The sequence below is a fragment of the Methylobacterium sp. J-072 genome (genome assembly GCF_022829425.1).
Taxonomy (GTDB): domain Bacteria; phylum Pseudomonadota; class Alphaproteobacteria; order Rhizobiales; family Beijerinckiaceae; genus Methylobacterium.
Genome location: NZ_JAKSYK010000184.1, coordinates 56,846 through 82,608 on the forward strand (window position 1 = coordinate 56,846; position 25,763 = coordinate 82,608).

Annotated in this window: 25 protein-coding genes; 14 read left to right on the plus strand and 11 right to left on the minus strand. The window is 71.5% G+C overall.

From position 1 onward, the window contains the following. Window positions 1-13: 13 nt before the first annotated feature. From MKK67_RS23345 to deoA, 8 genes are all read left to right on the plus strand, one after another. Entirely contained in the window at window positions 14-1,705 is a 1,692-nt protein-coding gene (locus MKK67_RS23345; RefSeq protein ID WP_243969956.1) for a methyl-accepting chemotaxis protein, read from the plus strand. A 134-nt stretch (window positions 1,706-1,839) separates the two neighbouring features. Next, window positions 1,840-2,394, plus strand: coding sequence for a glutathione peroxidase (locus MKK67_RS23350; protein WP_243969958.1), 555 nt, complete (start codon window positions 1,840-1,842; stop codon window positions 2,392-2,394). A gap of 56 nt (window positions 2,395-2,450) precedes the next feature. Then, a complete protein-coding gene (locus tag MKK67_RS23355) occupies window positions 2,451-3,074 on the plus strand; it encodes a sigma-70 family RNA polymerase sigma factor (RefSeq protein WP_243969961.1) in 624 nt (207 codons plus the stop codon). Between the two features lie 81 nt (window positions 3,075-3,155). Then, window positions 3,156-3,920 (plus strand): anti-sigma factor family protein, encoded by a 765-nt coding sequence (locus MKK67_RS23360; protein ID WP_243969963.1) that lies wholly within the window; start codon window positions 3,156-3,158, stop codon window positions 3,918-3,920. A 349-nt stretch (window positions 3,921-4,269) separates the two neighbouring features. After that, on the plus strand, window positions 4,270-4,698 hold the full coding sequence (locus MKK67_RS23365; RefSeq protein WP_243969965.1) for a cytidine deaminase: 429 nt from the start codon (window positions 4,270-4,272) through the stop codon (window positions 4,696-4,698). Continuing rightward, complete coding sequence (locus MKK67_RS23370; protein ID WP_243969967.1) at window positions 4,691-5,515, plus strand: purine-nucleoside phosphorylase; 825 nt, start codon at window positions 4,691-4,693, stop codon at window positions 5,513-5,515. The genes MKK67_RS23365 and MKK67_RS23370 overlap by 8 nt, the downstream gene beginning before the upstream one ends. Next, window positions 5,508-6,239: a deoxyribose-phosphate aldolase gene (deoC, locus tag MKK67_RS23375; RefSeq protein ID WP_243969969.1), complete on the plus strand. Its 732-nt coding sequence runs from the start codon at window positions 5,508-5,510 to the stop codon at window positions 6,237-6,239. The genes MKK67_RS23370 and deoC overlap by 8 nt, the downstream gene beginning before the upstream one ends. 5 nt (window positions 6,240-6,244) lie before the next feature. Further along, a complete protein-coding gene (gene deoA / locus MKK67_RS23380) occupies window positions 6,245-7,543 on the plus strand; it encodes a thymidine phosphorylase (protein WP_243969971.1) in 1,299 nt (432 codons plus the stop codon). Window positions 7,544-7,564: 21 nt separating this feature from the next. Here the strand turns inward: deoA and MKK67_RS23385 are convergent, their stop codons facing one another. After that, window positions 7,565-7,879: a hypothetical protein gene (locus MKK67_RS23385; protein ID WP_243969973.1), complete on the minus strand. Its 315-nt coding sequence runs from the start codon at window positions 7,877-7,879 to the stop codon at window positions 7,565-7,567. 480 nt (window positions 7,880-8,359) lie between these two features. Between MKK67_RS23385 and MKK67_RS23390 the strand changes: the two genes are divergently transcribed. After that, the gene (locus MKK67_RS23390; RefSeq protein ID WP_243969974.1) at window positions 8,360-8,647 is read left to right on the plus strand and encodes a GIY-YIG nuclease family protein; all 288 of its coding nucleotides are present in this window, start codon (window positions 8,360-8,362) and stop codon (window positions 8,645-8,647) included. 91 nt (window positions 8,648-8,738) lie between these two features. Here MKK67_RS23390 and MKK67_RS23395 read toward each other — a convergent pair whose 3' ends face one another. The 3 genes from MKK67_RS23395 to dnaK form a co-directional block, all read right to left on the minus strand. Further along, a complete protein-coding gene (locus tag MKK67_RS23395) occupies window positions 8,739-9,377 on the minus strand; it encodes a class I SAM-dependent methyltransferase (protein ID WP_243969976.1) in 639 nt (212 codons plus the stop codon). A gap of 142 nt (window positions 9,378-9,519) precedes the next feature. Beyond that, the gene (dnaJ, locus tag MKK67_RS23400; RefSeq protein ID WP_243969978.1) at window positions 9,520-10,662 is read right to left on the minus strand and encodes a molecular chaperone DnaJ; all 1,143 of its coding nucleotides are present in this window, start codon (window positions 10,660-10,662) and stop codon (window positions 9,520-9,522) included. Window positions 10,663-10,932: 270 nt separating this feature from the next. Beyond that, window positions 10,933-12,849, minus strand: a complete 1,917-nt coding sequence (dnaK, locus tag MKK67_RS23405; protein ID WP_243969980.1) for a molecular chaperone DnaK — start codon at window positions 12,847-12,849, stop codon at window positions 10,933-10,935. A 390-nt stretch (window positions 12,850-13,239) separates the two neighbouring features. Between dnaK and MKK67_RS23410 the strand changes: the two genes are divergently transcribed. Then, a complete protein-coding gene (locus MKK67_RS23410; protein WP_243969982.1) occupies window positions 13,240-14,232 on the plus strand; it encodes a hypothetical protein in 993 nt (330 codons plus the stop codon). Between the two features lie 9 nt (window positions 14,233-14,241). Here the strand turns inward: MKK67_RS23410 and MKK67_RS23415 are convergent, their stop codons facing one another. Further along, a complete protein-coding gene (locus MKK67_RS23415) occupies window positions 14,242-14,862 on the minus strand; it encodes a YqgE/AlgH family protein (protein ID WP_243969984.1) in 621 nt (206 codons plus the stop codon). Window positions 14,863-15,031: 169 nt separating this feature from the next. Between MKK67_RS23415 and MKK67_RS23420 the strand changes: the two genes are divergently transcribed. Together MKK67_RS23420 and MKK67_RS23425 are read left to right on the plus strand one after the other, a co-directional pair. Next, complete coding sequence (locus tag MKK67_RS23420) at window positions 15,032-15,310, plus strand: hypothetical protein (RefSeq protein WP_243969986.1); 279 nt, start codon at window positions 15,032-15,034, stop codon at window positions 15,308-15,310. A 103-nt stretch (window positions 15,311-15,413) separates the two neighbouring features. Continuing rightward, window positions 15,414-15,893, plus strand: a complete 480-nt coding sequence (locus MKK67_RS23425; protein WP_243969988.1) for a peroxiredoxin — start codon at window positions 15,414-15,416, stop codon at window positions 15,891-15,893. Window positions 15,894-15,965: 72 nt separating this feature from the next. Here the strand turns inward: MKK67_RS23425 and MKK67_RS23430 are convergent, their stop codons facing one another. Together MKK67_RS23430 and MKK67_RS23435 are read right to left on the minus strand one after the other, a co-directional pair. Continuing rightward, window positions 15,966-16,724, minus strand: coding sequence for a restriction endonuclease (locus MKK67_RS23430; protein ID WP_243969990.1), 759 nt, complete (start codon window positions 16,722-16,724; stop codon window positions 15,966-15,968). A gap of 98 nt (window positions 16,725-16,822) precedes the next feature. Beyond that, window positions 16,823-17,245 carry a MucR family transcriptional regulator gene (locus MKK67_RS23435; RefSeq protein ID WP_243969992.1) on the minus strand — a complete coding sequence of 141 codons (423 nt, stop codon included), beginning with the start codon at window positions 17,243-17,245 and terminating at the stop codon, window positions 16,823-16,825. A 375-nt stretch (window positions 17,246-17,620) separates the two neighbouring features. Here MKK67_RS23435 and MKK67_RS23440 point away from each other — a divergent pair, with 375 nt between their 5' ends. Further along, the gene (locus MKK67_RS23440; RefSeq protein ID WP_243969994.1) at window positions 17,621-20,347 is read left to right on the plus strand and encodes a bifunctional acetate--CoA ligase family protein/GNAT family N-acetyltransferase; all 2,727 of its coding nucleotides are present in this window, start codon (window positions 17,621-17,623) and stop codon (window positions 20,345-20,347) included. Here the strand turns inward: MKK67_RS23440 and MKK67_RS23445 are convergent. The 3 genes from MKK67_RS23445 to MKK67_RS23455 form a co-directional block, all read right to left on the minus strand. Then, window positions 20,344-20,736, minus strand: coding sequence for a type II toxin-antitoxin system VapC family toxin (locus tag MKK67_RS23445; RefSeq protein WP_243969997.1), 393 nt, complete (start codon window positions 20,734-20,736; stop codon window positions 20,344-20,346). The two genes, MKK67_RS23440 and MKK67_RS23445, sit on opposite strands and share 4 nt — an antisense overlap. Next, window positions 20,729-20,977: an AbrB/MazE/SpoVT family DNA-binding domain-containing protein gene (locus tag MKK67_RS23450; protein WP_243969999.1), complete on the minus strand. Its 249-nt coding sequence runs from the start codon at window positions 20,975-20,977 to the stop codon at window positions 20,729-20,731. Before MKK67_RS23450 ends, MKK67_RS23445 begins: the two co-directional genes overlap by 8 nt. Before the next feature lie 184 nt (window positions 20,978-21,161). Continuing rightward, window positions 21,162-22,778: a murein L,D-transpeptidase gene (locus tag MKK67_RS23455; protein WP_243970001.1), complete on the minus strand. Its 1,617-nt coding sequence runs from the start codon at window positions 22,776-22,778 to the stop codon at window positions 21,162-21,164. 245 nt (window positions 22,779-23,023) lie between these two features. On the opposite strand from MKK67_RS23455, the gene MKK67_RS23460 reads away from it, so the two are divergent. Continuing rightward, window positions 23,024-24,160 (plus strand): acyltransferase family protein, encoded by a 1,137-nt coding sequence (locus tag MKK67_RS23460; RefSeq protein WP_243970003.1) that lies wholly within the window; start codon window positions 23,024-23,026, stop codon window positions 24,158-24,160. Window positions 24,161-24,280: 120 nt separating this feature from the next. Here MKK67_RS23460 and MKK67_RS23465 read toward each other — a convergent pair whose 3' ends face one another. Continuing rightward, window positions 24,281-25,465, minus strand: coding sequence for an endo-1,4-beta-xylanase (locus MKK67_RS23465; RefSeq protein ID WP_243970005.1), 1,185 nt, complete (start codon window positions 25,463-25,465; stop codon window positions 24,281-24,283). Window positions 25,466-25,763: the final 298 nt, after the last annotated feature.

The window sequence follows — 25,763 nt, forward strand, 5'->3', positions numbered from 1 at the left end:
GGGAGGGCTGGCCATGAGATTTCGTCTGATCGACCTCAAGACCGGCGTGAAGTTCGCGCTCATCATGGCGCTGATGCTGGCGATCACCGCCGGCGTCACGGCGATCTCGCTCCGCAATACCGGGCTGATCGAGGACGCCGAAGAGTGGACGGTCCATACCCACGAGGTGCTGGCTGAAGTCGGCCGGATGACCAACGCCATGGTCGACCGGGAGACCGCCCTGCGCGGCTACCTGATCTCCGCCGATCCGCGCTTCCTCGAACCCGAAGAGGCCGGGCGAAAAACCTTCGCGGCGTCCTGGGATGCGGCGCGGACCCTCACGGCCGGCAATCCCACGACGCAGGCCATGCTCGCGGACGTGAAGGCCCTCGCCGACCGCTGGAGCACGGAGGTCGCGGATCGCGAGCGCGCCCTGATGAAGGAGCCCGCCACCCAGGAGGAGGCGCGTCGGCTGGAAGGCTCGGGCGCCGGCAAGGCGGCGATGGACGGCCTGCGCGCCAAGGCGGCCGAGATCACGCGGTTCGAACGGGGCCTCCTGAAGGAGCGGAGCGCCGCCTCGGCGGCCGCCATCGCGTCGTCGCGGGCGGCCAATCTGATCGGCCTTGGCTTGATCGTGCTCACGGCCCTGCTCGGGTCGCTGGCCCTGCATAAGGGCATCGGCAAGCCGATCCACCAAATGACCCAGGCCATGACCCGGCTCGCCGCCAACGACCTCTCCGTCGAGATCCCCGGGATCGGGCGCCGCGACGAGATCGGCGCCATGGCCGGCGCCGTGCAGGTGTTCCGGGACGGGCTCGCCCGGGCAAAGGCCCTCGAGGAGGAGGCCGCCCAGGCCCGGGCCGAGCTGGAGGCGCAGCGCAAGACGGCGATGCGCGAGATGGCCGCCACCTTCGAGGGCGCCGTCGGCGGCATCATCCGCGCCGTCGCCACGGCCTCGGCGAATCTGAAATCCACGGCCGAGACCATGAGCGCTGCGGCGGCCGAGACCGCCAGCCAGTCGACCACGGTGGCGTCGGCGGCCGAGCAGGCGGCCTCGAACGTCAACACCGTGGCGGCGGCGGCCGAGGAACTCGGCGTCTCCGTCAACGAGATCGGCCGCCAGGTCCAGGCCTCGGCCGACCTCGCCGACGCCGCGGTGCTGGAGGCCGGGAAGTCCGCGGACCTCGTGCGCAACCTGCGCGACGGCGCCGTCAAGATCGGTGCCGTGGTCGACCTGATCAGCGGCATCGCCGGCCAGACCAACCTGCTGGCCTTGAACGCCACCATCGAGGCCGCCCGGGCCGGCGAGGCGGGACGCGGTTTCGCGGTGGTCGCCACGGAGGTGAAGGAACTGGCCGGCCAGACCGCCAAGGCCACCGACGAGATCGCCCGGCAGATCAGCGAGATCCAGTCCTGGACCGGGGAGACGGTGGACGCGATCGGCATCATCGTCGGACGCATCACCGAGATGAGCGGGCTGTCCACCGGGATCGCCGCGGCGATCGAGGAGCAGGGCTCGGCCACCCAGGAGATCGTCCGGAATGTCGGGCAGGCGGCGGTCGGGGCCGGCGAGGTCACGGCCAACATCGCCGGGGTCGCCAACGCCGCCGAGGGCGCCGGGGCCGCCGCCGTGCAGGTGCTCGGCTCGGCCTCCGAACTCTCGGTCCAGGCCGAGCGGCTCGACGCGGAGGTCCATCGCTTCCTCGACACGGTGCGAGCGGCGTAAGCGAAGCGCGGGGCTGCGCGCCCCGAACCCCGCCAAAGGGCCGCAGGCCCTTTGGGATCCCGGTGTTGAGATCTCCGCGGCGGGCGCCCTAAATTCGGTTCGGGCGTGAGCGCCCGTGACCCTGCGAGGCCGCCATGACGTTGTTGCGCCGCGAGGCCCTGATCCTGCTCGGTGCCGGGATTGCCGGCGCGGCCCGGGCCGCGCCGTCCGGGCGGGCCACCGATTTCGCCTTCGAGCATCCGGAGGGCGGCGCGATGCCGCTCTCGGCCTATGCCGGGCGGCCGATCCTGGTCGTCAACACCGCCACCGCCTGCGGCTATGCCGGGCAGCTCGCCGGGCTCCAGACCCTATGGACCCGCTTCGGCGACCGGGGGCTCACGGTGATCGGCGTGCCGTCGCCGGATTTCGGCAACCAGGAGCCGCTCGACGGCCCCGCCATCGCGGAGGCCGCGCGGAAGAACCACGGCGTGACCTTCCCGCTGACCGCCAAGACCCGGGTGAAGATGCCGGGCGCGCACCCGTTCTACCAATGGGCGGCGGCGGAGCGGCCGGGCGAGACGCCGCGCTGGAACTTCCACAAATACCTGATCGCCCGGGACGGCTCGCTCGCCGCCGCCTTCGCCACGCAGGTGGAGCCCACCGACCCCAGGATGGTCTCGGGCATCGCCGCCACCCTCGACCAGGCCTGACCGCTTCGGGAAGCGGAACGCCGGGATTAAAGCCCGGCCCGCCACGTTCACACCCTATGGCCTCAGACAAGCACACGCATCCGGACATCGTCGACCTGTTGGTGCCCCTGCGGCGCTACGCGCGGTCGCTGACCCGCGACGCCCTGCGGGCGGACGATCTGGTACACGACACCCTGGTGCGCGCCCTGGAGATGCAGGGCTCCCTGCGCCCCAACACCAACCTGCGCACCTGGATGATGACGGTGCTGCACAACGCCTTCATCGACGAGCAGCGCCGTCGCCAGGTCGAGGCGCGTCACGCCGACGCGCTGGTGCGGATGAGCGAGGACATGGCGCCCCCCGCCCAGGAGGGCCGGGTGCGCCTCGCCCAGATCCGCCAGGCCTTCCTGACCCTGCCGGAGGAGCAGCGCGCCGCCCTCCACCTCGTGACCCTGGAAGGCATGGCCTATGCCGACGCCGCCGCGGTGCTCGGCATCCCGATCGGCACCTTGATGTCGCGCCTCGGCCGCGGCCGGGCGGCGCTCCGGGCCTTCGAGGAGGGCAGCCGGGCCAAGACCGAGGCCGAGCCCGAAGCGAGCCGGCCGGATCCACGGCGCGGCACCTATACCGGCCTGCGCCTCGTCGCCTCCGACGAGACCCGGGACCGGCCGCCGATGAGACGCGCCGCGGGCGACGCCTGAGGCATCCGCCAACACCGCACAGATGATGATGACGACCGGCGGATCCGCCCCGGCGGCACGCTGGAATCGAGGACTACACCGATGATGGATCCGATCACAGACGACGATCTCATCGCCTTCGTCGACGGGCAGATCGACCCGATGCGCCGCCTCGATGTCGAGGCGCACTTGGCCGCCCATCCCGGGGCCGCCGCCCAGGTGATGGCCGACCTGCACGATCGCGACGCCCTCCGGGCCGCTTTCGGGCGCCTGCCCGGGCCGGGACCCGACCGGACCCTCGTCCTGGCGCGCCGCTTCGACCGCAACCAGCGCTGGCGCCGGGTCGGGGCGCGGCTCAAGCGCGCCGCCGCGATCGCGGTGCTGGTCGGCGCGGGCTGGCTCGCCCATGACGAGATTGGCCGGTTCGGCGTGCCCGACACCCTGGCCGCGACCCCCGATCCGGCCCTGATCGCCGATGCCCGCCAGGCCCGCGCCGTGGCGCAGCTGCGCAAAAACATCGCCAACCAGGGCGACCACCCGGTTTACGACCGAGCCCGCCTCCAGTCCGTCACCGGCATCGACCTGCCGCCGCTTCCGGCCGGCTGGCAGGTGCGCGACATCCAGATCTTCCCCGGGCGCCACGGCACCGGCATCGAGATCGCCTTCGAGGCCGGCCCCCTCGGCGAGGCCTCCCTGTTCGCCACGCGCGGCCTGCGCGGCGGCCCGGCGGCGCTCACCGGCTCGGACGACGGCACCCTCCTGTCCTGGAACGCCGGCGACACCGCCTACGCGCTGAGTGGCCCGCAGGACGATCGGGCCCTGCGGCAGGCCGCGGGGATGCTGGGGGCTGGCGCGGCGACGCGCTGAGACAAACAGAACGCACGTCGCGGAAAGCATCTCAGTCCGCGCGGCCCTTTTCCCGGGCGCATGCAGCGACAGCGGAATGCGACCCGGGACCCAGCGCGAGACGACGCGAAGCGTCCGCCCAAAGCGACGTTGCCACGGATCGTGCCGCTGCGCGGCGCTTTCTCTGCTGGGTCCCGGATCACCGTCCACTGGCGTTCCCGGTGCCCGGGAAAGGGGCCGTTCAACCGCCAAGCGCGATTTCAGCCCGCGCGGCGCAGCCGTTCGGGAGCGCTCGCGGAAACCGGTATCCGATCCGCGTGGGCGCCCCCGCCCCTCGACAGGCCGCCCCGGCGGGTGCCAAAGATCGGCCATGCAGGCCGTCGATTCAGCGCAACGGGATGATGGGCTCAGCGCCCTGTTCGAGGCTGCCCGGGCGGTGCGCGAGCGGGCGCATGCGCCCTATTCCCGGTTCCGGGTCGGGGCGGCGGTCCGCGACGAGCGGGGCGCGATCCATGCCGGCTGCAACGTCGAGAACGCGGCCTATCCGGTCGGCACCTGCGCGGAGGCCGGGGCGATCGCCGCGATGATCGCGGGCGGCGGCCGGCGCATCGCGGAGATCCTGGTCTGCGGAGACGGCGCGGGCCTGGTGACACCCTGCGGCGCCTGCCGCCAGCGCATCCGGGAATTCGCCGGTCCCGACACGCCGATCCACGCCGCCGGGCCGGAGCGCGTGGCAAAAACCTTCACGCTGGCGGAGCTGCTGCCCGAATCGTTCGGGCCGGAGACGCTGGGTGACTGAGGCCGCCGCCCTCGACACGCTCCGGGATGCCGGCTTCGGCGGCGACTACGCCTGTGCCCTCGTCACCGGCACCGGGCTCGGCGGGATCGCGGCCGGGCTCACGGATGCGACCGCGCTGGAGTACGCGGCGATCCCGGGTTTCCCCGGCGCCGGCGTCAGCGGCCATGGTGGCCGGCTGCATCGCGGGCGCCTCGACGGGCGGCCCGTGCTGGTGTTCGAGGGCCGGGCACATGCCTATGAGCGGGGCGACGCCGCGGCGATGCGGGTGCCGCTCGCCTGCGCGGCCGGCCTCGGCGCGCGGCGCCTGCTCCTCACCAACGCCTCCGGATCCCTGCGGCCGGAGACCGGCCCGGGCAGCCTGGTCCTGCTCGAAGACCATATCAACCTGTCAGGCATGAACCCGTTGATCGGCGAGGCGAGCGACGCCCGCTTCGTGCCGATGACCGAGGCCTACGATCCGGACCTGCGCGCGCGCCTCCGGGCGGCCGCGGGGGCCTGCGGGGTTCCACTGACGGAGGGCGTCTACGCTTGGTTCTCCGGCCCGAGCTTCGAGACGCCGGCCGAGGTCCGGATGGCCGGCATCCTCGGGGCCGATCTGGTCGGCATGTCCACCGTGCCCGAGGTGATCCTGGCCCGCTTCCTCGGCCTGCCGGTGGCGGCCGTGTCGGTGGTGACCAATCTCGCCGCCGGGATCGCCGGGGGTGCCCCCCATCACGCCGAGACCAAGGCGGTGGCGGCCCGGGCCGCGGCGGATCTCGGCCGCCTGGTCCAGGCCTTCGTGGCCGGCCTGCCCGTCGAGGAGAGCCCTCATGGATGAACCCGATGCCGGTGCGGTCGCCCGCCGGGCGCTGCTGCTCCTCGATCTCACCGACCTCACCGAGACCTGCACCGAGCCGAAGATCGACGCACTCTGCCGGGATGCGCGGAGCGGCGGCGTCGCGGCGATCTGCGTCTGGCCGCGTTTCGTGACGCAGGGCGCGCGGGCGCTCAAGGGCAGCGGCATCCGGGTCGCCACGGTGATCAACTTCCCGGCCGGCGGCGACGATTGCGCCCGGGCGCTCGACGACACCACGGAAGCCCTGCGCGACGGTGCCGACGAGATCGACCTCGTCCTGCCCTACCGCGCCTTCCTGCGCGGCGACGCCGATGCGGCCCGCGACATGGTCGAGGCCGTGCGCGACACGAGCGGGTCCGCGATCCTCAAGGTCATCCTAGAGACCGGCGAGCTCGCCGATCCCGCCGCGATCCGGCGCGCCAGCCGGCTGGCGCTGGAGGCGGGGGCCGACTTCCTCAAGACCTCCACGGGCAAGAGCCCGGTCTCGGCGACCCCGGAGGCTGCCGAGGCGATGCTGACGGAGATCCGGGCGAGCGGGCGCCCCGCCGGCCTCAAGGTCTCGGGCGGCCTGCGCAGCGTCGCCGATGCCGGCGCCTATCTGGCGCTCGCCGACCGGATTATGGGGCCGGACTGGGTGAGCGCCAAAACATTCCGGCTCGGGGCGAGCAGTCTGTTCGGCGCCCTGATGCAGGCGCGGGAGTCGTGAAGATCATGCGCCTGCCGCAGGAAACCATCCGGGCCAAGCGCGACGGCTTGACTCTCGACCCGGAAGAAATCGCGGCCTTCGTCCACGGCCTCACCGACGGCGCGGTCGGGGAGGGGCAGGCGGCGGCCTTCGCCATGGCGGTGTTCTTCCGCGGATTGGCCCTGCCCGAGCGGGTGGCGCTGACCCGGGCGATGGCGGAATCCGGCACGGTGCTCGCCTGGGACCTGCCGGGTCCGGTGCTCGACAAGCACTCCACCGGCGGTATCGGCGACACGGTGAGCCTGCCGCTTGCCCCAATGGTGGCGGCCTGCGGCGGCTACGTGCCGATGATCTCCGGCCGCGGCCTCGGCCATACCGGCGGGACGCTCGACAAGCTCGCCAGCATCCCGAGCTACGACGCCACCCCGGGGCTCGACACCTTCCGCCGGGTGGTCGGGCAGGTCGGCTGCGCGATCATCGGCCAGACCGCCGAATTGGCCCCGGCCGACCGCCGGCTCTACGCGATCCGCGACGTCACCGGCACGGTGGAATCCCTCGACCTGATCACCGCCTCGATCCTGTCGAAGAAGCTCGCTGCCGGGCTCCAGGGTCTGGTGATGGACGTCAAGCAGGGCTCCGGCGCCTTCATGACCGGGCTCGATGAGGCCCGGGCGCTGGCCGAGAGCATCGTCACGGTGGCCGAGGGCGCGGGCCTGCGCACGGCCGCGCTGATCACCGACATGGACGCGCCGCTCGCCAGCGCCGCCGGCAACGCCGTCGAGGTCGCCTACGCGATCGATTACCTGACCGGTGCGCGCCGGGAGCCGCGCTTCCACGCAGTCACGCTGGCGCTCGGGGCCGAGATGCTGGTGGCCGGCGGCCTCGCGCCGGACCGGGACGCGGCGGCCGAGCGCCTGGAGGCGGCCCTCGCCTCCGGCCAAGCGGCCGAGATTTTTTCCAAGATGGTCGCGGCGCTCGGCGGCCCGGGCGATCTTGTGGAGGACCCGGCGCGATACCTGCCGGCGGCGCCGGTGCGACGGCCGGTCCGGCAGGACGGCACGGTCGCGGGCATCGACACGCGGGCGATCGGGCTGGCGGTGATCGGGCTCGGCGGCGGCCGGACCCGGCCGGAGGACGCGATCGACCCGCGCGTCGGGTTCACCGACCTCGCGGGTCCCGGGGATGCGTCCGGTCAGCTCGGGATCGTCCACGCGGCCGACGAGGCCGCCGCCGACCGGGCGGAGGCGGCCCTACGGGCGGCCTACCGGATGGGCGAAGCGCCCCCCGGGCGGTCGGCGATCATCGAGCGGGTGGGGGCCGGATAGGATCCGGCCCCGCTGCGGGCCTTACCAGCGGCCGTAGCCGTGACGGTGGTGGCCGCCGAAGCCGCGGTGATGACCCCAGCCGCGATGGTGGCCGTGGCCCCAGCCGTGGTGATGATGATGGCCCCGGAAGCCCGGGCCGAAGCCGTGGCGCGGGCCGAACCCGTGATGCCGGTGGCCATACCCGTAGCCGTACTGGACATCCACGATGTCGCCGGCGCCCTGGTGCAGGCCGGTATCGAGGCCGAGCGGCGCGGCCATCGCGGGCGCCCCGAGGGTGATCCCCCCGAGCGCCAGGGCGGCGGCTGCCAGGCGTAGGCGTGCGGTCTTGGTGAACATCGGCGTCCTCCTGTGCCTCGCCGATCGCGCTGCCGCGACCGGCCGTGACCCAGGTATGGCCCTTTTAAGTTGACGCGGACGTGAGTTCGTCTCTCAGGCGTTGTTCAGGTTTGGGTGGCACCGAAAAGTCGGCAGCCCTGGTTCGGATTCCTTCGCCCACGCCGTCATCGCGAGCGCAGCGAAGCGACCCAGGGATCCACCACGTTCGGGGATCGCGCGGAGCCCTGGGTTGCTTCGCTGCGCTCGCAATGACGGTGGAGGGTCTCACCCCGCCACGAATCCCTGAACGCCTCCGTTGCCGGCCCTACCCGCTGGCGTGGCCAGCGTGGCGCAATCCGGCGGCGGCAAGCTCGCGCAGGCAGCGCAGGACCGAAACGCCTCTCGCGACGCGCGATGACGCTCCTCCCGTCATTGCGAGCGCAGCGAAGCAACCCAGGGCTCCGCGCGACCGATCGTTTTGCTCGACAGCAGAGAGCCACCATGCGCGCGCCGGCGGTCTACATCATGGCGAGCCGCCGCAACGGGACGCTCTACACCGGCGTCACCGCGGACCTGTCCCGGCGCGTCTACGAGCACCGCGAAGCGCTCAGTCCCGGCTTCACGCGCCGCTACGGTTGCAAGCGCCTGGTCTGGTACGAGGGCTACCCGACGATGAGCGAGGCCATCGCCCGCGAGAAGCAGATCAAGGCCGGCTCCCGGAAGAAGAAGCTCGCCCTGATCGAGGCGATGAACCCGGATTGGTGCGATCTGTATCCCGGCCTCGCGTGAAGACCCCTCGCGTCGCGGAGCCCTGGGTTGCTTCGCTCCGCTCGCAATGACGGCGCGGGCGGCATGTGATCCGGTATCGCTGAGAGATGCCTTACGGTCGCCGATACACCCACACCCGCGCCGGCGGCAGGTTCAGCCAGACGCGGTTCGACCGGTCGGCGGTGTAGCTGCCGGCCTCGCAGCGGGCCGGGATCGGCGGCACCACCGCGTAGGTGAACTGCACGAAGGGCGCGCCCGGCTGCATCAGGTCGTGGGCGGCGTTGAGCAGGTCGAGGCGCTGCTCCAGCGGCTTGGTGAACAGCGGCAGGCTCGAGATCGTCGCGGCGGCCGGCTGGGTCAGCGCCGTCTTGAGGGTCGCGCGCATGTCGTAGGCGTCGCCCCGGATCACCGTCACGCCCGGGAAGCGGCGGGTCAGCAGGCGGCAGAAATCCGGGTTGAACTCCACCAGGATCAGCCGCGACGGCGCGATGCCCCGGCGGATCAGCGCCTCCGTCACCGGGCCGGTGCCGGGGCCGAGCTCGACCACCGGGCCTTCGCGGCGCGGATCGACGTAGGAGGCCATGGTCCGGGCCAGCATCTTACCGGACGGCGTCACCGCGCCGGTGACGAGCGGCCGCTCGAACCAGGAGCGCAGGAACCGGGCCTCGTCCTCCAGGGGGTCGCGCCGCGGCCCAAGACTGTCACCCCTGGCGGCAGGGGCCTTCGCACTGGGACGGCGGAGCGGCGGCAAGTCCTGGATTCCTCGAAGCCGATGGGAATGGAAGGCTAAGGCGACGCGCCGTCTTACAGTCAAGCCGGTCCGGCGCCTAGGGTAAGCATGCCACGCTCGCCGGATGCATAACGGACGTGCACGGGTTCGGATCCGGCCGGCCTCACGGGCGGACGGCGCTTCCGAAGAAATCCCGCACCTTGGCGAAGAAGCCCGCCGATTCCGGGTGGTTCTCCGGCGAGGCCGACTGGTCGAACTCCTGGAGCAGCTCGCGCTGGCGCTTGGTCAGGTTCTGCGGCGTCTCGACGAAGACCTGGATGTAGAGGTCGCCGACCTCGCGCGAGCGCAGCACCGGCATGCCCTTGCCCTTGATCCGGAACTGCTTGGCAGTCTGCGTCCCGGCCGGGATCCGCACCTGGGTCTGCGAGCCGTCGATCACCGGCACGGTGATCTCGCCTGCAAGCGCGGCGGTGACCATCGAGATCGGCACCCGGCAGAACAGGTCGGCGCCGTCGCGCTGGAAGAACTCGTGCTGCTTGATCGACAGGAACACGTAGAGGTCGCCGGGCGGGCCGCCGCGCAACCCGCTCTCGCCCTCGCCGGCGAGCCGGATGCGCAACCCGTCATCGACGCCCGCCGGCACGTTGATCGACAGCGTGCGCTCGCGGTTGACCCGGCCGGCGCCCTGGCAGGTGGCGCAGGGATCGTCGACGATCTCGCCGCGGCCGTGGCAGTTCGGGCAGGTGCGCTCGATGGCGAAGAACCCTTGCGCGGCCCGCACCCGGCCGTAGCCGGCGCAGGTCGGGCATGTGCGGGGCTTCGAGCCGGGCTTGGCGCCCGAGCCGTCGCAGGCCTCGCAGGTCACCGAACTCGGGATCCGGATGGTCTCGGCCTTGCCGATGAAGGCTTCTTCGAGGGTGATTTCCAGGTTGTAGCGCAGGTCGGAGCCGCGCTCGCGCCCCGGCGCACCCCCGCGCCCGCGCTGAGCCGCGCCGCCGCGGCCGTCGCCGAAGAAATTGTCGAAGATGTCCGACATGAAGTCGCCGAACTCGTTGCCGAATCCGGGGCCGCCCGCACCCTGGCTAAAGGCGGCGTGGCCGAACTTGTCGTAGGCCGCACGCTTCTGGCCGTCCGAGAGGCACTGATAGGCCTCGTTCAATTCCTTGAACTTGATCTCCGCGTCCTTGTCGCCGGGATTGCGGTCGGGATGATAGGTCATCGCGAGCTTGCGGAACGCGACCTTCAACTCGCCTTCCGTGGCGGTCTTGGCGACCCCCAGGATCTCGTAATAGTCCCGCTTCGACATCCCACCCAGTCTCCGGACAATCAGAAGGCGCTGTGATCCCTGGACCCGCCCGGTCCGCCGCGGCGGGGCCTTCGGGGCAGATCTTGAGCAGGGTGAGCGGGCTGAGGCACCGTCGCGATCATGACGATCCCGCCGATCTAGCATGAGCCGGCCGGTCCGGGGCTGACATCGGACGATATCCGGTTCCTGCGGCGCCCGCGCAACAGCGCGTCACAAGCAGAGGCGGGGCCGGATCGCTCCGGCCCCGCTCGGTCCTGTCGAAACCGCGCCTCAGGCGCGCTTCTTCTGGTCTTTCTCTTCGACCTCCTGGAAGTCGGCGTCGATGACGTCGTCCTTCTTCTCGGAGGCCCCCGCCTCGGCACCGGCCTCGGGGCCGGCACCCTGGTTGGCGCTGTACATCGCCTCGCCGAGCTTCATCGAAGCTTGCATCAGGTCCGTGGTGCGGGCCTTGATGGTCTCGACATCCTCGCCCTCAAGCGCGGTCTTGAGCGCGGTCATCGCGGTCTCGATCGCGCCCTTGTCGGCCGCCGGGACCTTGTCGCCGTACTCGGTCACCGACTTCTCGGTGGCGTGGATCAGGCTCTCACCCTGGTTCTTCACCTCGACCAGTTCGCGGCGCTTCTTGTCCGCCTCGGCATTGGCCTCGGCGTCCTTCACCATCCGGTCGATATCGGCGTCCGAGAGGCCGCCCGAGGCCTGGATGCGGATCTGGTGCTCCTTGTTCGTCGCCTTGTCCTTGGCCGTCACGTTGACGATTCCGTTGGCGTCGATGTCGAAGGTCACCTCGATCTGCGGCATGCCGCGGGGCGCCGGCGGGATGCCGACGAGGTCGAACTGGCCGAGCAGCTTGTTGTCGGCCGCCATCTCGCGCTCGCCCTGGAAGACCCGGATCGTGACGGCGTTCTGGTTGTCTTCGGCCGTCGAGAAGGTCTGGGACTTCTTGGTCGGGATCGTGGTGTTGCGGTCGATGAGCCGGGTGAACACGCCGCCGAGCGTCTCGATGCCGAGCGACAGCGGGGTCACGTCGAGCAGCAACACGTCCTTGACGTCGCCCTGGAGCACGCCGGCCTGCACGGCGGCGCCGATCGCCACGACCTCATCGGGGTTGACGCCCTTGTGCGGCTCCTTGCCGAAGAAGGACTTCACCACCTCCTGGATCTTCGGCATGCGGATCATGCCGCCGACCAGCACCACCTCGTCGATCTCGGAGGCTGAGACGCCGGCATCCTTGAGCGCCTTGCGGCAGGGCTCGATCGTGCGCTGCACCAGGTCGTCCACCAGCGACTCGAACTTTGCCCGGCTGAGCTTCAGCGCAAGGTGCTTCGGGCCGGCCTGGTCGGCAGTGATGTAGGGCAGGTTGATCTCGGTCTGGGTGGCCGAGGACAGCTCGATCTTCGCCTTCTCGGCGGCCTCCTTGAGGCGCTGGAGGGCGAGCTTGTCCTTGGTCAGGTCGATGCCCTGTTCCTTCTTGAACTCGGCGGTCAGGTACTCGACCACGCGGTTGTCGAAGTCCTCGCCGCCCAGGAAGGTGTCGCCGTTGGTCGACTTCACCTCGAACACGCCGTCGCCGATCTCCAGGATCGAGACATCGAAGGTGCCGCCGCCGAGGTCGTAGACCGCGATGGTGCCGGCCTTCTTCTTGTCGAGGCCGTAGGCGAGGGCGGCCGCGGTCGGCTCGTTGATGATGCGCAGCACCTCAAGGCCCGCGATCTTGCCGGCATCCTTGGTCGCCTGACGCTGGGCGTCGTTGAAGTAGGCCGGGACCGTGATGACCGCCTGCGTGACCGGCTGGCCGAGATGCGACTCCGCGGTCTCCTTCATCTTCTGCAGCGTGAAGGCGGAGATCTGCGAAGGCGAGTACTTCTTGCCGTCGGCCTCGACCCAGGCGTCGCCGTTGTCGCCGCGGACGATCTTGTAGGGGACGAGGCCCTTGTCCTTCTGGGTCATCGGGTCGTCGTAGGTGCGACCCACGAGACGCTTGATGGCGAAGAACGTGCGCTCGGGGTTCGTCACCGCCTGGCGCTTGGCCGGCTGGCCGACGAGCCGCTCGCCGTCATCCGTGAAGGCGACGATCGACGGCGTGGTGCGGGCGCCTTCCGAATTCTCAATGACCCGGGGCTGCGTGCCTTCCATGACGGCCACGCAGGAGTTCGTGGTGCCCAGATCGATGCCGATAACTTTACCCATGGTGGGATCCCTCTTTTCGTCGCGTTCAAGCAGACCGCCGAGCCCCGAAGCAGCTCGGCCCATGGCGGATTGAGTGTGATGTGAGTATGGGACCCGGGCCGGATCAAGGGCCGTGAACGGCTGAAATCCAGCGCATAATCCCGCGTCGAGAGCGATATAAGAACCCCCGGACGGGCTCGCAAGGCAAAGCCGGCGCGTTGGCCCCGGCCATCGCGTTTTTGGCCAAGGCTTTGTTCTGCCTGAAAAATCCTATCGTGGAGGCGCTGCAGCCCGGTTGGCGTCGATGCATTTTGTTGCTCCGCTGCCACGTCCAGGCCATCGATGGCGTGTTAACGCTTCGACAAGGGGTTGAGCGTGGCCCCGCCACCTCGTCTTCCCCGTCAGAGCCCGATGCCACGGACCCGCAGCCTCCTGCTCCCCCTTCTGGCCGCCGCCCTCGCGGCTCCCGTGATGCTCGCCGCCCCGCCGGCGCAGGCCCAGAATTTCTTCGAGCGCCTGTTCGGCATCAAGCCCGAACGCCCGCCGGTGCCGCCCCGGGGCGTGCCCGAGGCGCCGCCCGCCGCGCCGGCCGCTCCCGGGGAGCCGGGCGCGCCCGCGGCCCCCGAGGCGTCCCGGCCCGCGCCGGCTCCGGCCCGGCCGGTGGTGCTGAAGGTCCCCTCCGAGGACGGGGTGATCGGGCAGGAGCTTCAGCTCAACGGCCTGTCCGGGACCCTGAAGCTGGAACGGTCCGGCACCGCCGTGTCGGCGCGGATCAAGCTGCCGGGCACCAAGATCTCGCAGCCGGCGGAATCCTGCACGGTGCCGCTCGCGAACGGCAATCCCATCACCCTGTCCGCCGAGGGCAAGCCCGAAGGCGCGCCCCGCTTCGAGGCCGCCGGGGCCGAGTGCCCGCTGCGCTTCGACGTGGTCGAGGGCGGCGTGCTGGTCTCGTCCCTGGGCCAGGGGCCGGTCTGCACCTTCTCGAACGCCGATTGCGCCACGACCCCCGTGGGCCTGTGGGGGCCGGCCGGCGCCAGCCTGATCCCCCGGGCCGGGGAGTTCGACACCGCCCGGGGCGTCGCCGACAAGGCGGTGCGCGACAATTACAAGCTCATGACCCAGCGCGCCCGGCGCGAGGATGTCCGGCCGGTGGTGAGCGAGCAGGCGGCCTTCTCGGCCGACCGGGAGCAGCTCTGCCGCGGCTACGCCCGCGAGGGCACCCACGGCTTCTGCCACCTGCGGGTCACCGAGAACCGGGCCCTGGCCCTCGCCACCCGGCTCGGCGCCAACACAGCCGTGCCGACGGCTGCCGCGGCACCGCGCCGGTCCCGGCCCAGGCCGGCCGCGGAGCCCGCCGTGGACGGGATGAACCCGGACGCGGCCGGCGAGATGCCGCCCGAATAGGTTGGGTGTTCAGGCCCGCCCGGCGGTCATCGACAGCATGGCCGGGTCGATGCCGTTGGTCCGCAGGGCCAGCTCGTACTTGGCGTCGAGGTCGGTGTCGAAGATCAGCGCCGGGTCGGCCGGGCAGTTGAGCCAGCCATTGGCCATGATCTCGCTCTCGAGCTGGCCCGCCTGCCAGCCGGCATAGCCCAGGGCCAGCACGGCGCTGGCCGGCCCCTCGCCGCTGGCGATGGCGCGCAGGATCTCGACGGTGGCGGTCAGGCAGATGCCGTCGTCGATGATCAGCGTCGATTGCTGGATGTGGAAATCGTCGGTGTGCAGCACGAAGCCGCGCCGGCCCTCCACCGGGCCGCCCATCAGCACCGGCATGTGCCCGACTCGCTCGCGCAGCCGGATCGCGTCCGCCTCCGGGCAGACGTCGAGCTGGACCAGCAGGTCCGGCATGCTGATGTCGGTGGCCGCCTTGTTGACGATGATGCCCATCGCGCCGTCCGCCGAATGGGCGCAGACGTAGATCACCGAGCGCGCGAAACGCTCGTCGGCCATCCCGGGCATCGCCACGAGGAACTGGCCGTCGAGGAAGCTCGGGCCGGTGAGCGTGGACTGCACGGGCGACGCTGGGTTCGACATGCGCGTATGCTACGCGGCCCCCTCGCCTTGTCCAGCGGACAAAGCGCGCGGCCCACCGCCGGGGTCGGCCCCGAAGGCGCTGTCGAATCTACGGGCGGATCGCTATATGTCTTCGCCCTCGGGCATTGGACTGCGCGCAGGCCCGATCTGGCCGTGAAAGGAGGCTCCTATGGCGGACGCTGCATCACCGGCTGCCTTCGACATCGAGGCGCAGCGCGCCCAGATCCAGCGGGCGCTGGAGGAGACGAACAAGTTCGTCGCCGAGCAGCACAAGCTCATGGCCGAGGCGGCCAAGCTGGCTGCCGAGCAACTCAAGATGTCGGCCGAAGCGGCCAAGCTCAGCCGCGACCGGACCCTTGCACCCTGGCAGGTTGCGCTCTCGGGCATGGCCGCGGGCGCGGCCTTCTTCGGCGCCGGCGCGGCCTTCATCAAGCTGCTCGGAGCGTGACGAACTCCGCCGCCGCCGTCCTCGACAGGCCCGGCCCGCCACGCTAGGTCAGGCGCGATTGTCCAGCGCGCGATCCGAGCGTGCAGCAACGGAGGGACCCGCGATGATCCAGGTCGGCGACCACCTGCCCCAGGCGACCTTCCGGGTGACGGGCCCTGAGGGCCCGATCGCCCGCACCACCGACGACGTGTTCAAGGGCCGGCGCGTGGTGCTGATCGGCGTGCCCGGCGCCTTCACGCCGAGTTGCCACCGCAACCACCTGCCCGGCTTCGTCACCAAGAAGGACGAGATCCTGGCCCGCGGCGTCGACGCCATCGCGGTCACCAGCGTCAACGACGTGTTCGTGCTCGATGCCTGGTCGAAGGCCAGCGGCGCCGAGGGCATCGAGTTCCTGGCCGACGGCAATGCCGACTTCGCCAAGGCCATCGGCCTGGAGATGGACGGCACCGGCTTCGGCCTCGGGATACGCTCGAAGCGCTACTCGATGCTGGTCGAGGACGGCGTGGTGAAGATCCTCAACGTCGAGGAGACCCCCTCGAAGGCCGAAGCGTCCGGCGCCGAGGCGCTGCTCAAGGTCCTCTGAGGTCATCGGGGCTTCGCGCCCCGAACCCCGCCAAAGGGCCTTGGCCCTTTGGGATCCCGGGACCTGATTGCGCTAGCTTCGATGCGCCCCGGCGAGGTCGATGTCGTCCAGCGCATCGTGGTGCAGGAGCAGCACGCCGGTCGCCGCCGCCAGGCGGCGGGCCGCCGGGGTGAAGCCGGCATTCGACACCACCGCGGCCCGGTCGCCCGCCCAGTAGCGCAGGGCGGCGGCCGCCTCCTGCACGGCGGCGTTGCCCACGGGCTTCGCCAGCCGCTTGCACTGGACGATCAGGCGTAAACCATCGCGCACCGCGACGATGTCGGCCCCCTGGTCGCCGCTCGGCGGGGTCCGATGCGCCCGCCAGCCTGCCCGGGCCAAGCGCTCGGCGCAGTAGCGCTCGTAATCGATCCCGTCGCCCGGCGCCTCGTCCTCCTCGGGCAGCGCGACGGCGGCGGCCTCCGCCTCGACGATCGCCAGCATCCGGGCGCGTTCCGACTCGGCGAGGTCGGCGAAGCGCGGCCCGATCTGCGGCAGCACCGTCCGGTCGAGGAAATAGGCCCGCTCCCGCAGCCAGCCGTCCTCGATCCGGTTGCCGTAGGCGTCGCAAAAGCTCTCCTGCCGCCGCCGCAGCGCCAGGGTCTCGCCATGGGCCCGGGCGATCCGGCGCACCCGCGCCCGGAACCGGCGGGGCCGTCCGAGATGGCGCCCAAGCACCAGCACCAGGGCCGCCCCCGTGGCCGCGAAGGCCGGCGGTCCGTACCAGAGCCCGAGCGGACAGCCGAGCACGGCCGTCCAGAACAGGCGGGCGACGGGGTTGGGCTTGCCGGGCATCGGATCTCGGGTCGCTGGTGAGCCCGCCGACCCTCGCAAGCGCCCCTTGCCCGATGCTGAATCCCGCTCGGAAAGCTGTGGACGCGCGCCGGCTGGCTTTAAGCCTTCTGGCCTTTCCGCCGCTGGTGGCCGAGGCCCATGCTCTTGGCGAGGTTGGAGCGGGCGGCGGCGTAGTTCGGCGCCACCATCGGGTAGTCGGGGGCGAGCCCCCATTTCTCGCGATAGGCGTCGGGCGTCAGGTTGTAGTGGGTGCGCAGGTGCCGCTTGAGCGACTTGAACTTCTTCCCGTCCTCCAGGCACACGATGAAGTCGGGCTGGACCGAGCGCCGGACCGACACGGCCGGCCGGAGCTCCTCCGCCGGCGGGGCCGGCGGCTGGCTCAGCCCGTGCAGGGTCGCGTGGACCGCGGCGATCAGCCCGGGCAGTTCCGGCACGGGCACCGGATTGTTGCTCACGAAGGCCGACACGATGTCGACGGACAGCGTGAGATAATCCAGGTCCTCTCCGACCATGGCATCCATTCCGAAACCTCCCGTCCGTTGCTCTCGGCCGCCATCATTCGAGGGCGGGCGGCCGGAATCTGTGTCTGCGCTGCCAGATACAGCGCTATAATGGCGCCGGTACTATGATGTGATCAATTTAAGGGCAAGACCAATTTATAGCTGACCACAACAGCCAGACTGATAGCAGTCTGCTTTGTCGTATACTGTACAAAGCCCGATCGTTCCGTGCGCCTCCGGCAGGGGGGACGCGGGGGTCGCGCTCGCCTCCGAACCTCCGGGCGTTGCACACGCGGGAGATTGTGCCATCTGGTAGGGGGGCTGGCGCCGCGCCGTACGCGTCACCCAGGCGAGGGGCACCACCATGCGCGCGTGCAGAACCGAGCCGTCGGCGCCGTGAGCACCTACCGCTTCGACAAGCTCCTGGCACCGCGCTCGATCGCCCTGGTCGGGGCCGTGGCGCGCGAGGGCTCCCTCGGACGCAGCGTGCTCGACAATCTGCGCCGGGCGGGGTTTCCCGGCGCGATCCTGCTGGTCCAGCCCGATCACGACACCGTGGACGGCCTGCCCTGCGTGCCGCGAGTCGCCGACCTCACCGTCGTGCCGGATCTCGTGCTGATCGCGGTGCCGCCGCCGAGCGTGCCCGAGGTGGTCGCCCAGGCCGCCGCGATCGGCGCCGGGGCGGCCGTGATCCTCACCGCCCGGCTCGGCCGCGGGCCGGACGATCCCGGGCCGGTGGCGCACCGGATCGCTCGCGCGCAGGGGCTGCGCCTGCTCGGCCCCGACAGCGCCGGCCTCGTGGTGCCCGCCGCCAAGCTCGATGCCAGCCTGTTCGCCCACGCCCCCGCGACCGGGGATCTCGCCCTGGTCTCGCAATCCGGCACGGTGGCGGCCGCGATCGTCGAATGGGCCGCCCGGCATGGCACCGGCTTCTCCGCGGTGCTGTCCCTCGGAAGCGTGCTCGATATCGGCGTGGCCGATTGCCTCGACTATTTCGCCGCCGACCATCGGACCCGGGCTATCCTGCTCTGCCTCGATCGCGTGGCCGATGCCCGACGGTTCATGTCGGCGGCCCGGGCCGCCGCCCGCGCCAAGCCCGTGGTGGTGCTCCGCGCCGGCCGGCACCGGCCGGACACGCGGGCCGCCGTGACCCATACCGGCGCGCTGGCCCGACCCGACACGGTCTACGCCGCGGCCTTCCGGCGGGCCGGCCTGCTCGCCGTGCCGGACCTCGACGCCATGTTCTCCGCCGTCGAGGCCCTGGGGCGCCAGCGCCCGTTCCCGGGGGACCGGCTGGCGATCCTCACCAACGGCCGCGGCATCGGCCTGCTCGCCGCCGACAAGCTCACCGACCGCGCGGGCATCCTGGCGGAGATCCCCGAGGCCGAGGGCCGGCCGGCGGGCAACCCGATCGACCTCGGCATCGATGCCGACGGCCCGGCCTTCTCGGACGCCCTGGCGCCGCTGCTGGCCGACCGAACCAGCGACGCGGTGCTGGCGATCCACGTCCCCACGGTCCGGTCGCAGGTCGGTGCGGTGGCCGGGGCGATCGCCGAGACGGTCAAGCGCGCCCGCGCCGGCCAGACCCGCAAGAAGCCGGTCTTCGCGGTCTCCCTGGGCGATGCCGAGGCGGCGCGCGCGGCCTTCGCGGGGGCCGGGATCCCGCATTTCGCCACCGATTCCGAGGCGATCGAGGGGTTTTTGCACCTCGTGCGCTACCGCGAGGCGCAGGACGACCTGATGCGCACGCCGGATTCCCTGCCGCGGGATTTTTCCCCCGACATGGCCCGCGCGCGCTCGATCATCGCCGCTGCGCTCCGCCAGGGGGCGGCCTGGCTCGACCCGATCGCGGTGAACGGCCTGCTGGAGGCCTACGGCATCCCGACCGTGCCGATCGCCCTCGCCCCCGACAAGGACGCCGCCGCGGCCGCCGCCTGGCCGATCATCGCGGCGGGCGGCACCGTGGCGCTCAAGGTCGTCTCGCCGGACGTGGTCCACAAATCCGATATCGGCGGCGTCCAGCTCGACCTGACCAGCGAGGCCGATGTCCGCGAGGCCGCGCGCAGCATCCTGGCCCGCGCCCGGCGGGAGCGGCCGGATGCCCGGGTCACCGGTTTCGCGGTGCAGCCGATGGTCCGCCGGGGCAAGCGCCGGGAGCTGATCGCCGGCCTCGCCGAGGATGCGGTGTTCGGCCCCGTGGTGGTGTTCGGCCGGGGCGGCACGGCGGTCGAAGTGATCGACGACCGCGCGCTGAGCCTGCCGCCCCTCGACCTCGCCCTCGCCCGCGACCTGATCGGCCGCACCCGGGTCGCCCGGCGTCTCGAAGGCTATCGCGACGTGCCGGCCGCCGATCTCGGGGCGATCGCCCTGACCCTGGTGAAGCTCTCCCAGCTCGCCGCCGACCTGCCGCAGGTGCGCGAGCTCGACATCAACCCCCTGCTCGCCGACGAGACCGGCGTGCTGGCGCTGGACGCCCGGGTGCGGATCGGGCGCTCGGAGCGGGGCCGCCACGGCCGCGGCCACCCGCGCTTCGCGATCCGCCCCTATCCGGCCGAATGGGTCCGCACCCTCAAGCTCAAGGACCGGACGATCCGGGTGCGCCCGGTGCGGCCCGAGGACGAGGGCCTGTTCCTCACCTTCTTCGAGGGTCTCGACCCGGAGGACCTGCGGCTGCGCTTCTTCGGCCCGGTGCGCGCCTTCAGCCACGCCTTCCTGGCCCGGCTGACCCAGCTCGACTACGCCCGCGCGATCGCCTTCGTGGCGACCGAGGTCGACCCGGAGGGGCGCGAGCGCATGCTCGGCGCCGTCCGCCTGCACGCCGACGCCAACCACGAGAGCGGCGAATACGCCATCGCGGTCGGCCGCGACGCGCGGGGGACCGGCCTCGCCTTCGCGCTGATGCGCCTGATGATCGACTGGGCCCGCTCCGAGGGGATCGGCCGGGTCGAGGGTATGGTGCTGGCCGAGAACCGCCCGATGCTGGCGGTCTGCCGCCGGCTCGGCTTCACGCAGGCGCGGGATCCGGAGGATCCGGGGCTGGTGAACGTGAAGCTGGAGCTTGGGGGCTCACCGACGGCCGCCAATAGCCTCGGGCAGGCCTCGCCTTCTCGGATGCTATTCTAGCGGATGATCCTGACAGTCAGCCCGAGATCAGCAGGCAGCCGGCTCCAGGCACGATCCGTCGTCACGGCAACCGATTGGCGTTGCTTTGCCAGAGCGAGGCAGGCTCGATCGCCTAGCGAGAGCCCGAGCGACCGCGTTGGAAGGCGCAGGATCCCCGCAATCCGGGCCTGTTCGTCATCGAACGGTTCGATCGCGAGGCGGAGGACGCCGACTGCCTGCGTGATTTGCGCTTCCGATCCGCCGGCTTCGGCCAACTTGGCATAGACTTCGGACAGGTTCACCGCACTGATCACGGATTGCGGAAGGACCTCGGCAACCTCCTCGGACCCTGTCTCCGCGCGAAGCAGGCACAGCAGCGCCGACGCGTCGAGGACGAAGGCCTCACTCACGCTCCGCCTCGGCCCGACGCTCCGCGATCAGCTCATCGGCCAAGCTCCGATCGGCCGGCGCGAAGCTGCGGACGATGGCCTGCGCCGCCCGGACTGCTGCAGACAAGGAGCGGACCCGCAAACCGTCCTCGGCCAGTTCGACCATGACGGTGTCGCCGGCCGCGAGCCCGAGTTCTCGCCGGAAATCGGCCGGGATGAGGAGCGTGCCGCCAGCCTCGATCTTTGCCAACTGTGAAGCCATGCCGAATTCCGGATCGCGGCCCGATACAATCCTCGCTGTCCGCACCAACGGACGCTCGCCGCACCGGCGTATGATGCCCGATGACAGATCAAAAAGAAAAGTCCTGCGCCGTTACTCCGCGGAGAGGCGGACGGGTCGTCGGGGCACGTCCCGGCTCAGCCGAGCCTGGAGGGCCGGACCGGGCTTAGCGGGGCGGCGGTGCCGCATCCGGGTTAAGCCCCTCCGTTGCCGGCTTCACGGACGTCACCTTGTTCGCCACCGGTTTGGCAGAAGCGGGCTTCACCGCGGCTGGCTTGGGCGCAGCCGGCTTGACTGCCGCAGGCTTCGGCGCCGCAGGCTGCGCCGCGCCGGCCGGCGGGATCGCCCCCGTGGCGGCGGGCTCCGGCGCTGGGGCCGGCGTGTCGAGATTATAGATGTCGTCGCGGAAATGGGCCTTCCCGTCCGGGGTGGCGTAGCCGGTGAGATACACGAAGGTCACCGGCACCGGCTTGACCAGCTTGATGTCGCGGCGCTCGCCGTCGGCGATGCCGGTCTCGATCTCGATCGGCCCCCAGTTCGTGCCGGGCCCGTTCGGGCCGTCGGTGCCCTGCAGCAGCCAGCCGACCAGCTCCTTGACCTGGCCGACCCGGACGCAGCCGTGGCTGTGGAAGCGGACATTCGCTGCGAACAGCGACTTGGCCGGCGTGTCGTGCATGTAGACGGCAAATCGGTTCGGCATGTCGATCCGCACCTGGCCGAGCGAATTGTCGAAGCCGGAATCCTGGCGCAGCGTGTAGGCTGCGGCCTTGTTGCCCGCCCAGTCGATCTTGGTCGGGTCGACCTCGCCGGTGGGGCCGAGGATGCGGATGTGGTTCCGGGCGAGGTAGCCCGGGTTCTTGCGCATCTGCGGGATGATCTCGTTCTTCACCACCGAGGCCGGCACGGTCCAAGTCGGGTTGAAGTTGATGTCGGTGATCCGGGTCTCCACCGGGGGCGTCGCCTTGTCGGGGGAGCCGACCACCGCGACGTAGCGGCGGGCCACCGCGCCGTTCTCCACCGCCTCGACATTCGCCGAGGGGATGTTGACCACGACGTAGCGCTCGCCGAACGGGAATTTCGAGCCCATCAGCCGGGCCGCGGAGGCCGCCAGCTGGCGCTGGCGAGTGGCGGCCGGCACGTTCAGCGCGTTGATCGTGAGCCGGCCAAGGATCCCGCTGTCGGGCAGGCCGTGGCGACCCTGGAACGCCGCGATCGCCGCCACCAGCGGCGGGTCGAGCCGGTCGCTCGGCGGCGCGTCCACCGGCAGGTCGCCGGTGAGCGTCAGGTGGTGGCGCAGGGACGGGATCGCCGGGCTGCGCTCCCCGGGCTTCAGGCGGATGAGATCGTCGGGCAGCCGTTCCCAGCCGCCGGCCTCCGCGAAGGCGGCGTAGCGGTCGGCGACCTTCAGCGTGTCCAGGAAGGTGCGGGCGGTGAGCGTCGGGGTCGGATCGGTGGAGACCTTGGCGTAGACCAGGGGCGCCGGCTCGCGCGACTTTTTCGGAGGCTCCGGCGGCTTGGCCTCGGCACTCTTCGCCTCATTCGGACGGGGTTCCGAATTCTTCGCCGAATCCTGGGGCTTGGGCTCGGGAGTCTTCGAAGGCTCCGGGGCTGCCGCCGGCGGCACCTGGACCGGGACGGCGAGCGGCGGAACCGGGGCCGCAGCGGGGCCGGCCGGCGCTGCCGGAACACCCTGCGCCAGCGCGCCGACGGGGCCGCCGAGCAGCGCCAGCACCGAGAGACCCGCGCCGAGGCGGGCGGACAGGCGGAATCGGGCCGGGACCATACGCAACACTCCCGACGGCGCCCGGGGCGGCGCGGTCGGGCGGGATGATGGGGCGGTACGGTTACCAATCTCCTCCGCTCGATCGGGCCGGCCGGTGGCGCTCTTCACCATCCGGCGAGGGGCTCGTCCTCCGGTGCCGCCTGCGGATATCGGTTCACGCAGAAAAGGCGCACCCTGCCGGGCCGTGCCGTGAAGGACGATCAGCCGCCGCCATGCCGGATTCCGGATCCCAGCGCACCGGGGACATGCCCAGCACGATGCCCTACCTGCCGCAGCTCGACGGGGTGCGGGCGCTCGCGATCCTGATCGTGTTCGCGGCCCATTGCGGCTTCAGCCACGTGGTGCCGGGGGGCTTCGGCGTCACGGTGTTCTTCTTCCTCAGCGGCTACCTGATCACGACGCTGCTGCGGATCGAGCGCGGGCGCACCGGCACGGTCTCGCTGTCGGCCTTCTACCTGCGGCGCAGCCTCCGGATCCTGCCGCCGCTCTACCTGACCCTGGCCGCCACCGGGGCGCTCTACGCGGCGGGGCTCCTCGACTGGATGCCGGTCGAGCCGGCGGCTGTGCTCGGCCAGGTGCTGTTCCTGACCAACTATCCCGGCCTGTTCGGCACCGAGGCGGTGCTGCCGGTGCCCCTCTGGAGCCTCGCCATCGAGGAGCATTTCTATCTGGTCTTCCCCCTGGCCTACATCCTGTGGCTGGGGCGTCTGCGACCGCGCCGGGCGGCGCTGGCCTGCCTGGGGCTCTGCGCCCTTGTGCTCGGGTTCCGGTGCGTCAACGTCTGGCGGCTGGCCGATTACAGCCTGAACTATTCCTGGACCCACACCCGCATCGACGCGATCCTGTTCGGCTGCGGCCTCGGCCTGTGGAACAACCCGGTGATCCCGGGCGACCGGGCCTGGCGCCCGCGCCCCTGGCACGTCGCGGCCAGCCTCGCGGTGATCCTGCTGACCCTGGCTTTGCGCGAACCCGCCTTCCGCGAGACCCTGCGCTACACACTCCAGAGCGCGGCCCTGTTCGTGCCGTTCGCCTACCTGCTGCACGGCGAGGGCCGGGCGGTGCGGCTGCTCGCCGCCCGGCCGATGCGCCAGCTCGGCCTCTGGTCCTACAGTTTTTATCTCGCCCACATGGCCGTGGTGGCGCTGGTGCTGCACCAGGCGCCAGGCCTGCACGGGCTGACGCTGATGCTGGCGGCCTTCCCGGTGACCCTCCTCTGGTGCTGGGGCATGTTCACCCTGGTCGAGCGCCCCTGCGCCCGCCTGCGCCGCCGGCTGCTGGCGGATCACCCGCCTGAGCCTGCACTCGGTGCCGCCGGGCGCTCACACCGTCCCATGCCGACCGCGACGCAGCCCCCTCTCCCGAGCGGGAGAGGGTTGGGGTGAGGGATCAGGGTCTTCCGGAAAGGGCACGCCCCTCACCCTGTCCCTCTCCCGCCCGGGAGAGGGGACCCGCGCCGTCTCCGGCGACGCTGCTGGCACGCGGAGACGGACCCCGAACCGGCATCACCCCCGCCTGAGTTTTTCGCGCGCGGCCGTATGGTCCGGCGCCGCCCGGAAGCAGGCCAGCATCGCGTGCCAGAGCGGCTTGCGCCGGAACTGCGCGTCGAGCGGCAGCGCCCGCTGGGGCAGCCCGTCCGGCCGCTTGCGGTAGGGGTGGTCGTTGAGCCACGTGTCGGGGTCGTAGATGTCCCAGGTGAGCACGTCGAGCAAGGCGGGCTCGGCCAGGACCACGTCGAGGTAACGCCGGGCGAAATCGGCGACCATCCGGTCCCGGGTCGCCACGTCGGACGGGAAGGCCCGGTCGTCGATGTCGAGCTCGGTCACCGCGATCCCCAGCCCCATCTGGCCGATCTCGTGCAGGAAGCGGCGCAGCTGGCCCTGGTCGATCGGGACCGTGCTGGTCAGGTGCGATTGCAGCCCGAACCGCCGGATCGGCACGCCGCGCGACCGCATCGCCTCCAGGTGGCGCAACACCTTGGTGCGCTTGGCCTCCATCCAGGGCGCGCCCTGCTCGACCGCGTCCTCGTTCCAGGTGCCGGCGGCCGCCGGGTCGGCCTCGTGCAGGATCCGGAAGGCGCGGTCGACGTAGCCGGGCCCCATCGCGGCGAGCCAGGGGGACTCGCGCAGGCCCCCGCCCCGGTCGGGATCGGCCTCGTTGCCCAAAATCTCGTTGACCACGTCCCAGGCGACGATCTGCCCCCAGTAATGCCCGGCCACGGTCTCGATCCAGCGCCGCATGAAGTCCTCGGCCTGGACCGGACTCGCCCGGCCGAGCAGCGGCGCCACCCAGGGCGGCAGCGCCGCGTGCCAGACCAGGGTGTGCCCCCGCATCCGCTGGCCGTTGCTCCGCGCGAAGCGCAGGATCGCGTCGCCCCGGGCGAACTCGGTGCGGCCGGGGGCGGGCAGCACCTCCTCCATCTTCATCTCGGTGCCGCAGACCAGGATCCCGCATTCCCGCGCCACCGCCTGCCGATAGGCGGGGGTCGAATCGAAGCGGTGGAACGGCACCTCGCAGCCGTAGAGCAGCCCCTTGGCGGCGGCGGCGGCCTGGAGGCTGTCGGCCGACCAGGACGGCTTGCCGAGGGGGCCGAACCCGGAGGGCGCAGCCCCCGCAGCCGTGGCGAGGCCGGCGCAGGCCGCCCCGGCGAGGAGCGTGCGGCGGCTCGGCAGGCCGGGGGGTGGGGTCATGCCGGGTCCTTTGAGCGTGGGCTTGGAGGGACAGATATCTCCAACGGATGAAGCAAGCGGCCGACCATGCGTCTCTCCGCCAGAGGATTCGGTTTTTCAAACATCTTCAGGGAAGGCGCGGGTCCCCTCTCCCCGCACGCGGGGAGAGGCCCACACGGACCTTGTCGTCCGTGCGGGAAGCGCAGGCGAAGCCGGAGCGGCGGTGAGGGGCCGGCTCAGAACGAGGCGCGCGCCCTGAACCGCCCCCTCACCCTCGGCTGCCGCCTCGCCGCGCCGACGACGAGGTCGTCGCGGCCCT

Coding starts and splice junctions, on each gene's coding strand:
- MKK67_RS23345 (WP_243969956.1), top strand. CDS start 14: ATGAGATTTCGTCTGATCGACCTCAAGACCGGCGTGAAGTTCGCGCTC.
- MKK67_RS23350 (WP_243969958.1), top strand. CDS start 1,840: ATGACGTTGTTGCGCCGCGAGGCCCTGATCCTGCTCGGTGCCGGGATT.
- MKK67_RS23355 (WP_243969961.1), top strand. CDS start 2,451: ATGGCCTCAGACAAGCACACGCATCCGGACATCGTCGACCTGTTGGTG.
- MKK67_RS23360 (WP_243969963.1), top strand. CDS start 3,156: ATGATGGATCCGATCACAGACGACGATCTCATCGCCTTCGTCGACGGG.
- MKK67_RS23365 (WP_243969965.1), top strand. CDS start 4,270: ATGCAGGCCGTCGATTCAGCGCAACGGGATGATGGGCTCAGCGCCCTG.
- deoC (WP_243969969.1), top strand. CDS start 5,508: ATGGATGAACCCGATGCCGGTGCGGTCGCCCGCCGGGCGCTGCTGCTC.
- deoA (WP_243969971.1), top strand. CDS start 6,245: ATGCGCCTGCCGCAGGAAACCATCCGGGCCAAGCGCGACGGCTTGACT.
- MKK67_RS23385 (WP_243969973.1), bottom strand. CDS start 7,879: ATGTTCACCAAGACCGCACGCCTACGCCTGGCAGCCGCCGCCCTGGCG.
- MKK67_RS23390 (WP_243969974.1), top strand. CDS start 8,360: ATGCGCGCGCCGGCGGTCTACATCATGGCGAGCCGCCGCAACGGGACG.
- dnaJ (WP_243969978.1), bottom strand. CDS start 10,662: ATGTCGAAGCGGGACTATTACGAGATCCTGGGGGTCGCCAAGACCGCC.
- dnaK (WP_243969980.1), bottom strand. CDS start 12,849: ATGGGTAAAGTTATCGGCATCGATCTGGGCACCACGAACTCCTGCGTG.
- MKK67_RS23410 (WP_243969982.1), top strand. CDS start 13,240: ATGCCACGGACCCGCAGCCTCCTGCTCCCCCTTCTGGCCGCCGCCCTC.
- MKK67_RS23415 (WP_243969984.1), bottom strand. CDS start 14,862: ATGTCGAACCCAGCGTCGCCCGTGCAGTCCACGCTCACCGGCCCGAGC.
- MKK67_RS23420 (WP_243969986.1), top strand. CDS start 15,032: ATGGCGGACGCTGCATCACCGGCTGCCTTCGACATCGAGGCGCAGCGC.
- MKK67_RS23425 (WP_243969988.1), top strand. CDS start 15,414: ATGATCCAGGTCGGCGACCACCTGCCCCAGGCGACCTTCCGGGTGACG.
- MKK67_RS23430 (WP_243969990.1), bottom strand. CDS start 16,724: ATGCCCGGCAAGCCCAACCCCGTCGCCCGCCTGTTCTGGACGGCCGTG.
- MKK67_RS23435 (WP_243969992.1), bottom strand. CDS start 17,245: ATGGATGCCATGGTCGGAGAGGACCTGGATTATCTCACGCTGTCCGTC.
- MKK67_RS23450 (WP_243969999.1), bottom strand. CDS start 20,977: ATGGCTTCACAGTTGGCAAAGATCGAGGCTGGCGGCACGCTCCTCATC.
- MKK67_RS23455 (WP_243970001.1), bottom strand. CDS start 22,778: ATGGTCCCGGCCCGATTCCGCCTGTCCGCCCGCCTCGGCGCGGGTCTC.
- MKK67_RS23460 (WP_243970003.1), top strand. CDS start 23,024: ATGCCCAGCACGATGCCCTACCTGCCGCAGCTCGACGGGGTGCGGGCG.
- MKK67_RS23465 (WP_243970005.1), bottom strand. CDS start 25,465: ATGACCCCACCCCCCGGCCTGCCGAGCCGCCGCACGCTCCTCGCCGGG.